Annotated in this window: 9 protein-coding genes and 1 pseudogene; 6 read left to right on the top strand and 4 right to left on the bottom strand. The window is 64.9% G+C overall.

What is annotated here, in order from left to right; translation table 11 throughout:
• Positions 1-154: 154 nt before the first annotated feature.
• On the bottom strand, positions 155-1,213 hold the full coding sequence (locus B586_RS18645; protein WP_211141532.1) for an asparaginase: 1,059 nt from the start codon (positions 1,211-1,213) through the stop codon (positions 155-157).
• 381 nt (positions 1,214-1,594) lie between these two features.
• On the opposite strand from B586_RS18645, the gene B586_RS18640 reads away from it, so the two are divergent.
• From B586_RS18640 to B586_RS18630, 3 genes are all read left to right on the top strand, one after another.
• Positions 1,595-2,104 (top strand): hypothetical protein, encoded by a 510-nt coding sequence (locus tag B586_RS18640; RefSeq protein WP_211141530.1) that lies wholly within the window; start codon positions 1,595-1,597, stop codon positions 2,102-2,104.
• Positions 2,105-2,177: 73 nt separating this feature from the next.
• Positions 2,178-3,218, top strand: a complete 1,041-nt coding sequence (gene ligD, locus B586_RS18635; RefSeq protein WP_054879160.1) for a non-homologous end-joining DNA ligase — start codon at positions 2,178-2,180, stop codon at positions 3,216-3,218.
• A gap of 250 nt (positions 3,219-3,468) precedes the next feature.
• Complete coding sequence (locus B586_RS18630) at positions 3,469-6,642, top strand: ATP-binding protein (RefSeq protein WP_054880818.1); 3,174 nt, start codon at positions 3,469-3,471, stop codon at positions 6,640-6,642.
• A gap of 120 nt (positions 6,643-6,762) precedes the next feature.
• On the opposite strand, the gene B586_RS18625 is transcribed toward B586_RS18630, so the two are convergent.
• Positions 6,763-9,987: an MFS transporter gene (locus tag B586_RS18625; protein WP_082607765.1), complete on the bottom strand. Its 3,225-nt coding sequence runs from the start codon at positions 9,985-9,987 to the stop codon at positions 6,763-6,765.
• 237 nt (positions 9,988-10,224) lie between these two features.
• Here B586_RS18625 and B586_RS18620 point away from each other — a divergent pair, with 237 nt between their 5' ends.
• A complete protein-coding gene (locus B586_RS18620; RefSeq protein WP_168162489.1) occupies positions 10,225-10,377 on the top strand; it encodes a hypothetical protein in 153 nt (50 codons plus the stop codon).
• Between the two features lie 68 nt (positions 10,378-10,445).
• Here the strand turns inward: B586_RS18620 and B586_RS18615 are convergent, their stop codons facing one another.
• Positions 10,446-11,180: a cutinase family protein gene (locus B586_RS18615; RefSeq protein ID WP_082129627.1), complete on the bottom strand. Its 735-nt coding sequence runs from the start codon at positions 11,178-11,180 to the stop codon at positions 10,446-10,448.
• Positions 11,181-11,465: 285 nt separating this feature from the next.
• On the opposite strand from B586_RS18615, the gene lipL reads away from it, so the two are divergent.
• The gene (gene lipL, locus B586_RS18610) at positions 11,466-12,767 is read left to right on the top strand and encodes an esterase/beta-lactamase LipL (RefSeq protein ID WP_054879163.1); all 1,302 of its coding nucleotides are present in this window, start codon (positions 11,466-11,468) and stop codon (positions 12,765-12,767) included.
• A 41-nt stretch (positions 12,768-12,808) separates the two neighbouring features.
• Here lipL and B586_RS22325 read toward each other — a convergent pair.
• A pseudogene (locus B586_RS22325) lies at positions 12,809-13,013 on the bottom strand (dihydrodipicolinate reductase); the annotation flags it as partial.
• A gap of 307 nt (positions 13,014-13,320) precedes the next feature.
• Here B586_RS22325 and B586_RS18605 point away from each other — a divergent pair.
• Positions 13,321-13,698, top strand: a complete 378-nt coding sequence (locus B586_RS18605; protein ID WP_054879164.1) for a hypothetical protein — start codon at positions 13,321-13,323, stop codon at positions 13,696-13,698.
• Position 13,699: the final 1 nt, after the last annotated feature.

Genomic DNA, 13,699 nt, shown 5'->3' with positions numbered 1-13,699 from the left:
GCCGACAAGATCGACTTCGCTGAATCCAGCAACGAACGACGGAATGAAGGCCTGGCGGACATTGACGCTTTCGCGGAACGCGATCAGCGCGGTATAGAAATCTTCGCCGTGATCGAATACCACGCCGAAAGTTCTTCCCAAGGTTAGTTCCGAGCTACGCACGTGTTGGCTTCTTGCAGTCGGAAACGATTGGCCAAGGCCATGTTTCGGGATCGGCTTCGCCTCCAGCGGCGGCGAAAGCGGTCCGGATGGTGGCGGTGTCCGCGTCGGCTGCGAGCAGTGCATGCAATAGAACGCGAGCTTTGAGTGGGTCGAGAAATCCGGCCCCAATCAAACCGCAGCTGCGCAGATCCTGCTCGGAGCCGACAAACCCGTATGTGTGAGCCAGTACCGAGCCGGCGCCGACGCGGGAGGCAAGCACGACCGGCATCGTTTTGGCCAGTGTTGCCAGCATCGGGACAAGCTGAGCAGGAACGTGTCCAGCTCCAAATGCGGCGACAACCAGTCCGTCACAGTTCGCGCAGGCATTGAGCAGGGTGCCGTCGTCGGCGAGCGTGATGGTCACCATGCCGATCCGAGGAGCACCGAGATTCGTGGCAGGCACCACGAAACGAGCGGGTGGACCGCTAACAAGTACGGGCTTGCCTTCGATGACCAAGCCGATTGGACCACTGTTCGGCGATTCAAATGCGCCGTTGCTGGTGGTGTGCCCCTTGCGTACCCGGGCGGCGGCATGGATTTCGTCGGCCATGACCACCAGCGAGCCGCATCCCTGGAAAGCAGGACTCGCGGCTACTTGGATCGCAGCGAAAACGTTCGCGGGTCCGTCGTGGCCGGCTAGGCTGGGGCTTCGCATCGCGCCCGTGAACACGACAGGTTGTCGTGTCTGGTGAATGAGGCCGAGAAGATATGCGGTTTCCTCGACCGTGTCGGTGCCCTGGATGACCACCACGCCATCGACAGTGGAGAATTGGTCTCGGATTGCAACGGCCAACGCGCCGATATCCCCGAAGGTAAGACACGCTCCTGGAACCTGGCGGACGTCCTCGACGACGATTCGTACGCCGATCGCGGCGAGTCCTGGCACCGCCGCGACGAGTTGGTTGGCGGACAGTGCGGGGGTGAGGCCGTTGGCTTCTGGGGAAGCTGTCATAGCGATGGTCCCGCCGAGACCGAGTACGGCCACGCTGGGGGTACCTGACGGGCTCGACACGGCGTCCAGCCTATCGGGCCGGGCCGGCAAGGTCGGCGACGAAGCTACACGCACGATCCACGCCGATTAGCGACAGCAGTCGGCTACGTGGCTGGGCAAGGCCTGCCGCCCCGTACCCTGACAGTTCCCAGCAGCGCTGTGCGAACCATTCCCAATCGATATCCAGGCAACTTGCTACTGTTCGCATTCGGATCAACGGATCTGCTCCCGTCGTGATTTGAGTGCGCACGAGCGTCTGCAATTGTGTCGCGGAACTCGCGCACGGTGACCCGGTTGGCTATACCGACCGTCCAAATCGATTCCGAGCGAAGCCAGTTCGCAACTATTGCACGTCTTTGCGAATCGAGGACGAATCCCGGCATTGCGGTGTATTGCGATTCGGTGCACACATCTACTCGGATGCCGAAGGACTCATTCAATGCCACCGCGAGTAATGGCAAGGTCCGCTCAAAGCGCGGCGTTCTCGTAGACGATGGACCGGCCTTTGTGGTTACGGCTAACGGCACCTGCACGAAGTTCTACATAGATGACGACGCGTTCGCAGGCTGGGTCGCTGATGACAGTGATGAGTGGGAAGCCAAACTTCTTGACCCGAGCAACGACAGTGTTGGATCGTCCTTATCGGACTTAGCCTATGAGGCGCTAAGTGCTGGTGTGCTCGTCGGCGATCCCAGCCTCGAACTCAACGTCCACAGTGATGGTGTCGGATACCTCGTGCGGCTCAACAATGTCGCTGGCCGTCAGCGATCGGTTGGCCTGACCCGAGGATTGCACCAGCTGCTTTGGCCGTTAAACGAACTCCCCGCATGTGCAAGCATTCGCCGTTACCTGCAACAGGTCTGCGACGTCGCCAACGCGCTACTCAACGACTTACTGGTAGCCGCGGTGTAGAAGGGCGGCGCGCGCCCCGATCGGACAGTTAGGCCCGGTACGCGGCGGCGATGCGGCATGCTGGACTTCAGATATGGCTGCTGCAGCGGAAGAACTTGACGTCGACGGCATTTCGGTGCGGTTGACCAACCCCGACAAGGTGCTTTTCCCCAGGCTTGGGCCCAACGGGACGAAGCGGCGGCTTGTGGAGTACTACCTTGCCGTGGCAGGCGGCCCGATGCTGACCGCGCTGCGCGATCGGCCCACTCACCTGCAGCGTTTCCCGGACGGCATCGACGGGGAGGAGATTTACCAGAAGCGGGTGCCGCAGCATCACCCCGACTATCTTCAGACCTGTCGGGTGACGTTCCCGTCGGGGCGAACCGCTGACGCGCTGAAGGTGACTCATTCCGCCGCCATTGTGTGGGCGGCGCAGATGGGCACGATCACGCTGCACCCGTGGCAGGTGCGCTGCCCCGACACCGAGCATCCCGACGAACTGCGCATCGACTTGGACCCGCAGCCCGGCACCGGCTTCGAGCAGGCGCGCGCGGTCGCTGTCGATGTGCTGCGGCCGGTGCTCGACGACCTTGGTCTGGTCGGGTACCCCAAGACATCCGGGGGCCGCGGGATCCACGTGTTCCTGCGGATCGCCACCGACTGGGACTTCATCGAGGTGCGCCGGGCGGGCATCGCGCTAGCCCGCGAGGTGGAGCGTCGCGCACCCGACGCGGTGACCACGGAGTGGTGGAAGGAAAAACGGGGCATGCGGGTTTTTCTGGACTTCAACCAGAACGCCCGAGACCGCACCATGGCGTCGCCGTATTCGGTGCGGCGCACCCAGATCGCGACCGTATCGACCCCGCTGACCTGGGACGAACTGGCCGTAGCCGACCCGGACGACTACACCATGGCGACCGTGCCTGATCTGGTGCATGGCCGGGACGACCCGTGGGCCGGCATAGATGATGTTGATCAGTCGATTGTCCCGCTGTTGGAGATGGCCGCGGCCGACGCAGAGCGCGGACTGGGGGACATGCCGTATCCGCCGAACTACCCAAAAATGCCGGGCGAGCCCAAACGGGTGCAGCCGAGCCGGGACATTAATCGAAAATCGGGGACCAAACCGACTTGATGTGGTAGAAATCTGCGTAGGAAGCCGGCTGTTTACGTGTTTCTGCTGATGCTTTGTGCCCTGTGGTGGCCGCATGCTGGCTGGCATGAGCGAGATTGACGCATGGCTCGACACCGCTGAGATGCTGGGCGGACGCGGGCGCGGCCGCGTAATTGCGCTCACCGACCATGACCAGCGTCAACGTGCGCTGTTTGGCGCGTTGCCCGGGGAGGATCCGAAAACTCTGGGACCGGGAGTGGCGGAGGGGCGGATGGCGACGGCGTTGGCCTGCGTGGCGTGCGGCGCAGAATTACGGCCGACCGCGAAGTTCTGCGATGGGTGCGGCTCCCCGGTTGTCGAGGCCGAAACACCCGCGGAGTACAAGCAGGTGACGGTCTTGTTCGCCGACGTGGTGGGTTCGATGGACATCGCGGCAGCGGTCGGTTTGGAGCGGCTGCGCGAGATCATGACCGAGCTGGTCGGCCGCGCGGCGGGAGTGGTGGAGCGGTATGGCGGCACGGTGGACAAGTTCACTGGCGACGGCATCATGGCGATCTTTGGTGCGCCGACCGCGTTGGAGGATCACGCGCTGCGTGCGTGTTTGGCTGCACTTGGTGTCCAGGAAAAGGCTAGGCGGCTGGCCGCCGAGGTTGGTGACCGTGACGGGGTTGATCTGCAGCTGCGGGTGGGCCTGAACTCGGGTCAGGTGATCGTTGGTGAAATCGGTTCTGGCGCTTTGGGTTACACTGCTGTTGGTGTGCAAGTTGGGATGGCCCAGCGGATGGAGTCGGTTGCGCCGCCGGGCGCGGTGATGCTCAGCGAGTCCACCGCACGGCTGGTGGAGCAGGCCGCAGTGTTGGGCGAACCGCAGACGGTGCGCATCAAGGGCGCCGAGGACGCGGTGCCAGCGCGGCGGCTGCTCCGCGTGGCCGAGCCGCGCCAGCCGACGGGGCTTTCAGAGTCGACGTTGGTGGGTCGTGAGTGGGAATTAGCCACGCTGGCGGCGATGCTCGACCGATCGATCGGTGGGCGGGGATCGGTGGTGGGGCTGGTCGGGCCTGCTGGTATCGGCAAGACCAGACTTGCCGCCAAAGCTGTGCAGCTCGCGAAAAGCCGTGAAGTCGAGGTGTTTTCCGCCTTCTGTGAATCGCACGCCACCGATGTCGCGTTCGATGTGGTGGCTCAGCTGGTGCGTGCCGTGGCGCAGATCAGTGGTCTTGACGATCACAGTGCGCGGGCCCGTGTGCGGGCGCAGATTCCCGACGCCGATCCGCAGGACCTTTTGCTACTTGATGACTTGTTGGGCATCGCCGATCCGGAGGTGGAGCTGCCCAAGATCGACCCGGATGCGCGGCGGCGGCGGTTGACCGCGCTCATCAACGTCGCCCAGCTGGCCTTGAGCCGACCGGCGGTCTTTGTGGTGGAGGATGTGCACTGGATCGACGAAGTGAGCGACTCCATGCTGGCCGACTTTTTGGCGGTGATCCCGCAAACCCGGTCGATGGCATTGGTGACCTATCGCCCCGAGTACCACGGAGCCCTGCACCATGTCGTTGGAGCACAGACCGTTGCCGTGGCGCCCCTGAGCGATGCGGAGACCTCAACGCTGGTTGCTGAGTTGTTAGGCCCCGATCCCTCCGTTACCCAGATCGGCGAACTGATCGCCGAGCGTGCGGCAGGAAACCCCTTCTTTGCCCAGGAGATCACTCGCGAGCTCGCCGAACGTGGTGTTCTGGCCGGTGAGCGTGGCAGGTACACCTGCCGCACCGATGTGGCCGAAGTCCTGGTTCCAGCCACCCTGCAGGCGACCATCGCAGCCCGCATCGACCGTCTCAGCCCGCCGGCCAAACAGCTGCTTGCCGCCGCGGCGGTCATCGGGTTTCGTTTCGGCTCCGATCTGCTGGCCAGCCTGGGGATCGATCTCCGCGTCGATGAGCTGATCGATGCCGACCTTGTCGACCAGGTGCGGTTCACCTCGCCCGTCGAGTATGCGTTTCGGCATCCGCTGATCCGTACCGTGGCCTACGAGTCACAACTGAAATCCGATCGGGCCCGGTTGCACCGGCGGCTGGCCGCTGCGATCGAAGCGCGTGCCCCACACTCGGCCGACCAGCACGCGGTGCTGATTGCCGAGCATTTGGAGGCTGCCGGTGATTTGCACGCCGCGTACGGCTGGCACATGCGCGCCGCGGCATGGGCCACAAATCGGGACGTCCGCGCGGCGCGACTGAGTTGGGAACACGCCACAAAGATCGCCGACGCACTACCTGCTGAAGATCCACACCGAGCAGCGATGTGCATTGCTCCTCGAACCAGGTTGTGCGGGATCGCTTGGCGAGGACGTACGAATGCTGGCGCCGGTTTTGATGAATTGCGTCAGCTGTGCAACGCCACCGGGGACAAGGCCTCGTTGGCCATCGCCATGGCGGGGCTAGTGATCGATCATGCGTATCAGGCCCGGTTGCGCGAAGCGTCGCAGTTGGCTTCCGAAGCCATGGCCCTCATCGAGTCGCTTGACGATCCGATCCTGACCGTGGGGCTGTCTATCGCACCGATTTATGCGAAAGGTGAGTGCGCCGAGTGGTCTGACGTGCTGCGGTGGGCAGCGATGGTCATCGACTTGGCCGATGGCGATCCCACCAAGGGCAACGTGCTCATCGGGTCCCCGTTAGCGCTCGCCTTGACGATGCGTGCCGAGGCGCGTTGCTTCCTGGGTCATCCTGGATGGCACGACGACCTACGGCAGGGGCTGGTCATGGCCCGCAGCGCCGATCCGTTGTCCTACGTTGCGGCCACTGGCTACGTCTACGGCGCAGGAATACCGGGTGGGGTGCTGGCCGTCGACGATCAGGCGTTACGTGAGATTGAGGATGCCCTGCAGTACGCCGAGCGATCCAGCGATGATCTCGCGTGGACCCTGGCCCGGATGCTGCTAGGTATTGCGCTGGTGCATCGCCCAACTGATGCCGACCGTAGCCGCGGGACGAAGGTCCTGACCGAGGTCGAGGACATACTGGTGCACCAGGGACACAGCCCAGTCGGGTTACCGGTGGTGGTCGGTATGTACTTGGCGCGGGAAAGGGCTCGGCGTGGGTATCGCGATGACGCCATACCGCTGATCCGCACTGCCACCGACCGGTTGGTCCGCGAGGGCCGCCTACTTGGCTGGGGCATTCCCGCGACAGGTGTTTTGGTGGAGACCCTGCTCGATCGCGGAGCCCAGAGCGACTTGCTCGAAGCCGAGGCGGCGATCGAGCGGTTAGCGGCGGTGCCGAGCCACAACAGCCTGGCGTTGCGCGACGTCTGGCTGGTGCGGTCGCGGGCTCTGCTGGCGCGGGCGAAGGGTGACGCGGCGGCTTATGCGGACTCGAGGGATCGCTACTGCGACATGGCGAAATCTCTTGGCTTCGACGGGCACATCGCATGGGCAGCGGCGATGTCATGACGGTGGCTAGGGTAAGGCGCTATGTGGGCGTTACGACCGCGTGACAGCCGGGTGACAGCCGGCGGTGCTGGCTTGGCGGCTACCGATCAGAGCGTTGTGTCGACGACTCGGGCCCGTCGTTCAGCGCTGTACTAGCGCCATGATTTGTGGCAACGCTTCCCGGGCCGCGATCCGTCCCGCCTCCCGGGCGTGGTCGATCTGGAAGTACTCCATCAATCCGACTCCTACCGGGTTGGGCTTGATCACGACGTCGGCCTGCGCCAGCGCAGCCGTTGTCGACATCGCCCCGCTGATCGTCATGGTGCGTAGCAGCGTGTCGTTGAGGCTGGGCACGGTTGGCGGTCTGTTGCGTTTGCTGCTGGACGTGGGACTTGGGCTGGCGCCGGTGGCCACGCTCACCGCAATCAGCGGGCCCTCCGACCCCGCCAGCGCGGTGACGGGCACGTTATCCAGCACGCCCCCATCGACGTGCAATGCGCCGTTATAAACCATGGGCGCATACAGCAGCGGTAGCCGCAACGAACAGGCGAGGACGTCGGCCAGCGGACCTCGGCGGTGCACAACGGGCCGTCGTGCTAGCAGATCCACGCTGACGCAGCGGAACTGCTTCGGCAGCTCCTCGATCAGCTGCGCGCCAAAGGCGCTGCGCAGGGTGGCCATGGTGCGTTTCCCACGGATGAGTCCCTTGCTCGGCAGGGTGTAGTCGCTGTGGCTCTTGCGCACGAAGCACTCGTAGATGTACGCATCCACACCAGCCGCATCTAAACCGCAAGCTGCCAGCCCAGCGATGACCGCACCCATGCTGGTGCCGGCGAACCGGTCGACCGTGATCCCGGCTGCCTCCAGCTCCTCCAGCACGCCGAGGTGGGCACACGCCCGCGCGCTGCCACCGCCAAGGACGAGACCGACCGACCTGCCGGCGATGCGAGCGGCGAGCGGGCGCAGGTCGTCGGTGTAGCCGCCACGGCGGACCACATGCACTGACCGCGGCGTGATCAATTGCTCCCACGCACGCCGGTGCTCCTGGTCGGCGGGCGGTCCGGCCAACACCAGATCAGCGCCCTGAGCTGCTGTCGGCAGCGGCTGTGCAGGCGGGACTGGGTTACCCGCGACCAGCACCACGCGATCGGCGACGCGCAAACAGAAGTCCCGCCACTCTGGATCATCGGCCGCCACCTGCAACACCACCCGATCCGCGGTCTGTTCGGCGCGTTCCAGCCCGTCACGGTCGACGCGGCCAGGGGCGACTACCCGTAGCCGGGTCGACAGGGCCGCGCAAAGTTCGGTGGCCACCATCGCTATCGGTGCGCTGGCGTCGGCGCCGATGACCGTGATTACGGTTTCGGGTGTTGTCCGGAAGGCCGCGCGGGGAGTCTGATGCTGCCGTTGGGCGAGCACTCGCACCAGTGCCCCAAGTACGCGGGCGTCGGCGATCTTGTCGAATTCGGCTTTGGTCAGTCGGGTGAGGGACGAGTCCCGTACGGCTCGAACCGACGCCCAACGCGGCGCACCGATCAACAACCCACGCTCGCCGACCACCTCGCCGCGGCCCAGCTCCGCGACCACGCCGTCCGCGTCGAGCACCTGTAGGCGGCCGTTCTGCACCACGTAAAGCGCATCAGACGCATCGCCCGCGTGGAACAGATATGAGCCAGCCGTCAGCTCCACCTGCTCGCCGCGGTCCCGCAGCTGGGCCAGGGTGACCGAGTCCAGCTCGGAAAACACCGACGGAGCCCCCGGCACCTCGACGTGGTGGGACGCCGGCCGCGCCGGTTCCGTCGGTGTGGACACCATCGCCTGTTGCCCCGATCGCGGGGGATCGACTGGCGGCGCGGGCTGTGCCTCAACCACCTCCGCGGGGGCCTGGCGGACGCGGCCCAGCGACACCGCCCCGACCGCGACCGCGACAAAACAGATTGCGGCCATCGCCCACCCGCGGCGCAGCGCCTCATCAGTCAAGCCATGTGCCGGTGTGCCGATCAGGACCACCAACAGCGCGACGCCGATAACGGCGCCGACCTGGCGGATGGTGCCGGTCACGGCCGAAGCGGTGGCATAGCTGCCGCCCGCGGCCAGCCCGGCCAGGGCGGCGCTGCCCAGCAGCGGGAACGTGGCGCCCACCCCGATTCCCTGCAGTATTTGGCCGGGCAACCATTCACCGAGGAAGTCGGGTTTGGACCCGACACACTTCAGGTACCAGAGCAGTCCGGCAGCCCAAAACAGCGCGCCGACAGTGATGATCAGGCGATACCCATGCCGGTCGGCGACGCGGCCCAGCCCCCCCGCAACCACGGCCGCGATGAACGCGGCGGGGGCCACCGCGAGGCCGGCCCGCAGCAGCGAGTAGCCCCACACGTAGTTCAGGAACAGCACGTGCGTCAGCAGGTAGGCGTAGAAACCGACGCAGGCGATGGCGGTGAGCACGCTGCTGGCCACGAACGACCGCATGCGCAACAACGCGGGATCAAGCAGCGGCGCCGGGTGGTACCGCGAGCTCATCACAAATCCGACCAGTGCGACCGCCGCTGCCACCAGCACCCCGATTGTCGGTACGCTGCCCCAACCCCAGTCCGAGCCCTTGATCAGCCCCAGGGTCAACAGACCCAGCGCCAGGGCCAGCAGCGCCGCGCCACGCAAATCGGGCGCGCGGCGCCGTCCCGCGGCCCGGCTCTCCACCAGCACGCGCCGAGCTGCCAGCACCGCCGCGACGCCCAACGGGAGGTTCACCAGGAACACCCACCGCCAGTTCAACGCCTCCACCAGGGCCCCGCCGACCGGCGGACCGAGGCCCGCGGCAATGGCCCCCACCGCGCCCCACAGGTTTACCCCGTGCGCGCGCCGCTTGGCGTCGAAGGCCTCGACAACGAGCCCGAGCGATGCCGGCACTAGAACCGCTGCGCCAATACCCTGCAGCACCCGAAACGCAATCAGCTGCCCGGTGGTGCCGGCAGCGGCGCACAGGCCGGAGGCCACCGTGAACAACACCACGCCGGAGATGAACAACCGCCGGCGCCCCATCAGGTCAGCGAGCTTGCCGGCCGCCACCAAGAACGCGGCGAAGACAATGTTGTAGGCGTTGAGCACCCACGACAGGTTGCTGATGCCGCTATGGAAATACCGCTGAATGTCGGGGAACGCGACATTGACGATGGTGGAATCAAGAAACGCGAGGAAGGCACCGAAAGCCGCCACCAGCAGCACCGCCGTCGGGGAGGACTGGCGGCGTCGACGAAGCGGAGCGCCGGTGCGATGTCGCGGTCTGCGGCGGCTGCCTGGTTCCGGGTCGACAACCGGCGTCTGAATGGGGGGTGGCGCAGCGTTGGTGCGCACGGTCTGTACGGTAATAATGAGCTCCGGCAATTTTTGAGGGGTTTTCCGGCCAGGTGGTGATGAAGGGGGAAACCACCGGCCGAATTGATGTACGCGTGCCGAATTAATGTACGCGGTGGCAGTGCCGTTGGTTCATAAAGCGTGACGAGAGTCACTGCGCCGAAACGACCAATGCGAAAATCGTTCCTACTTTTAGCGACTCGCGGGCAGCCAACGAAGCCGCCGATGCTTCGGCCTGTCACCATGGAGTGCGTGACCACCGCAATTGTGGTGACGACGCTGGCGCTCCTGGGGATCGGCATCGTGATCAATCAGCTTCTTCGGCTCAGGAACTGGCTGAAGAATTCGCCCCCTGGCGAGCCTTCCGATGAGCAGCACGCGCAACCTCCTGGGCCGACCACATAACGTCTAGCTGCCCCCGACGCTACCGCGGCGGAGGCGCGAATTACTTTGTCGGGAAACGGAATTGCAAGTTACAGGTGGTTTGCGGCGTAGTCCGCAGCCTGACCCGCCATGCCGTTCACCGAATAGAGCGCATGCGCGGCGGGACTGCCGCCGTCACCACAAATCGCATCGCCCACAGCGCACAACTCGAGGGTCTTGGGCTGATACAGCGGGCCGATGGCGATCGGCGGCGCGCCGTATTGCTGCAGGAAATGATCCGACGGTGTTCCGAAAAGCGTGACCGCGGCGACGTGGCTTGCTACCTCCGGCGGCATGGGTGGGGGGACCACGGCGGCAGGTATTCCCGGCGGAACGGCAGCCGAGGTGACATATCCAGCCACTGCTGCGCCTTGGGAATATCCGCCCAGCACCTCCCGGGTCTTGGGGCAGTTCGCTGCCATGGACTCGATATGAGAGCTCGCGTCACGAATTCCATCGATGACCGTGAAGGGGAAATCACTGTTGCCGAAGTCGCTACTGGCGGGGTAATTGACCGGGTAGACCCCGATTGATTTGGACCCAACCTGGCTGCGCAGCGCGTCCACGAAAGGCCCTCCCACGCTGCCAATGCCAGGCGGCTCGCCGGTGCCGCGAGCGAACACCACATCGATGTCGGGACAAGGGTCGGCAGTCGCTGCGGGCACCGGCACGCCCAGCAGGGCCCAACTGGCCGCAACCGCTGCGACGCCCACGGCCACCGCAATCCCAGGGAACCGCTTGGCACCGATCAAATTGATGACGTCTACCCAATCGCGTCGCTTCATGACCCTTACCCCAATTTCAATCCGCTATTGCGATGCTAATTGCGATATGGATAGCCACAAGACCCTTTTTGTAACCTGATGGCACGATCGCCCAATTTTGCTGGGCGGTACGGCTGGGCTTCGGTTGAACTAGCTCGCCTTAGCTGAACCACCGGCGGCGGGTACGCGTCAAACTGAACCCAACCGCGCCGGTGCTACTGATAGCGTCATCCTCGTGATCGCATCAGGTCGCGGACATGCTGCTCCCGCGGTAGCTCGGTTGAGGGCGCGGGGCCGCGCAGCGCAGTGACACCGGCAGCTCTTCTCGTCACCGGCGACGGCTTGCCGCGCGGTGTGTCCGGGGCTGCCGACCCGCATTTCGCAAACGTCGTCAAGCTGTTCGCGCAGCTATTTCCCGGGCGGCGGCTTGGTGGCGGAGCCCTCAGCGTGTACATCGAAGGGCGGCCCGTCGTCGACGTCTGGACCGGGTGGTCGGACCGAGCCGGCACGGAGCTCTGGACCGCCGATACCGGCGCAATGGTTTTCTCGTCGACCAAGGGCGTCGCGTCGACGGTGATTCACCGGCTGGTCGACCGCGGGTTGCTGTCCTATGACGCGCCGGTCTGCGACTACTGGCCGGAGTTCGCGGCCCACGGGAAGGCCGACATCACGATTCGCGACGTGCTGCGGCATCGATCGGGGTTGTCGCATCTGCGGGGCGTCACCAAGACGGAGTTGATGGACCATCTCCGTATGGAGCAGCGCCTGGCGGCTGCGGGGGTCGATCATCTGCGGGGCGTGCAGGCCTACCATGCGCTGACCTATGGATGGCTGCTGTCTGGCCTGGCCCGAGCGGTGACCGGCAAAGGCATGCGCCAGCTGATCCGCGAGGAGGTCGCGCGCCCGCTCAACACCGACGGCATGCATCTTGGCCGCCCTCCTGCCGGCTCGCCGACCCGGCCGGCGCAGATCCTGATGCCGCAGCTGAACCTGCGCGGTCCGGTGTTTAACTTCATCGCACCGAAAGTGGCCGGTCTGCCGTTTTCCGGTGCCCTGGGGGCGGTGTACTTCCCGGGCGTCGTATCGCTGATCCAAGGGGATACGCCGCTGCTGGACGGCGAGATTCCAGCGGCCAATGGTGTGCTGACCGCCCGCGCCCTGGCCAAAATGTATGCGGTATTGGCCGACGACGGCCGTATCGACCGCAAACGGTACCTGTCCAAAGCGTTGGTGCGTGGCCTGACGGGCGAGTCGCGAATTCCCTGGCCCGACTTGAACACGATGATGCCGATGCCTTTTCACCTTGGCTATCACGAATCGCCAATTCCGGGCTTACTCAAAGGCTTTGGTCACATTGGGCTAGGCGGAACCCTCGGATGGGCGGATCCGGCAACCCACAGCTCGTTCGGTTACATACACAACCGGCTTGTGACGCCACGGCTTTTCGACATGGGGTCATTCGCGGGCTTGGCCGGTCCGCTGCGTAAGGCGATCGAGGCCGCTCGTCACCAAGGCCCGCGCGAGGTGCCGCAGCTTGGCGCGACCTACACCAAGCCCGCTCGGCGGCGAGCGGCCAGCCCTGGAACGGCAGCGTCGGGGGACGCTTAGGTCGTCGAGGTCATGGTGATGGTGGGCTAGCTTTTTGGCGCCACGCAGTCCGGTTTTAGGGTGAGCAGCGCGTCGACGTCGTGGGTGGTGGTCACACCCAGCAGCGGCATGCCGATTAGTTCGCCCGCGTCGCGGCCGGCTTTCCCCGGCGGCCAGTTCCAGCGCGGGGTTGGCGACGATCGATTGCAGCGAGCTTTTGCCGACGTTGCCGGTGCACCATTGCACGACGCGGTATCTGATTGGCACTCGCTCCATAGGGAAGCGGCGGCTCGACGCAGGCACGTTCGCCGCCCGGAGTTCGATCGATCAGCCGCACGTCAGGGGTCGACCTTCGGGGTGGCCTTGTGGTCATCTTGCCGCTTGGCTTGACGCAGGTCACCGAAGCCGGGTTCAAGTCCGGCAGATCGCTGCCGTGAGAAGGCGTTTCAAGCGCGAGTTACTACCGACCCCAATTGTCTTGGCGTCAAGCCGGTAGGCTGCCTCGACACGGGCGTCGCGTTTCAGCCGGCTTAGCGATGTCGGGTGGCGGGCGTCAGATGGAGGGAGGCATCCGATGGCGAGCGTGAAATGGCTGGAAAGGCCTGAGGCACATGATTTTCCGGCGGCAGCCGATTACCTTGGTTTACTTGCGGACATGCACTCTGTCAAAGAGTTGACGGAGCAGCTGCAGGCCGGAACCGTTGTGCACAAGAAGGCCAAAGACATTCTTCGGGCAGCGCAGCTGCGTCTGTTGCCTGTTGACAATCCCCACGTCGCTTCGGATCTGGCCAAAATCAGAAAAGGCGAGCCGCTGTCGCCCATCCTGCTAATCCGTGGCGACTTCACGACGGGCGTTCCGCTACAGATCGCCGACGGCTACCACCGGGTGTGCGCGAGCTATCACACCGACGAGAACACCGACATTCCGGTCATCCTCGCCCGCCGCGAGTAGC

The organism is Mycobacterium haemophilum DSM 44634 (assembly GCF_000340435.2).
Classification (GTDB): Bacteria; Actinomycetota; Actinomycetes; order Mycobacteriales; family Mycobacteriaceae; genus Mycobacterium; species Mycobacterium haemophilum.
The sequence above is the reverse complement of the archived record's forward strand: the minus strand, read 5'-3'. Positions and strand labels throughout refer to the sequence as shown.

Bases quoted from the DNA above. Each gene is read 5' to 3' on its own strand.
- B586_RS18605 (WP_054879164.1), top strand. From the start codon at position 13,321: ATGGCGAGCGTGAAATGGCTGGAAAGGCCTGAGGCACATGATTTTCCG.
- B586_RS18630 (WP_054880818.1), top strand. From the start codon at position 3,469: ATGGCGACGGCGTTGGCCTGCGTGGCGTGCGGCGCAGAATTACGGCCG.
- ligD (WP_054879160.1), top strand. From the start codon at position 2,178: ATGGCTGCTGCAGCGGAAGAACTTGACGTCGACGGCATTTCGGTGCGG.
- B586_RS18615 (WP_082129627.1), bottom strand. From the start codon at position 11,180: ATGAAGCGACGCGATTGGGTAGACGTCATCAATTTGATCGGTGCCAAG.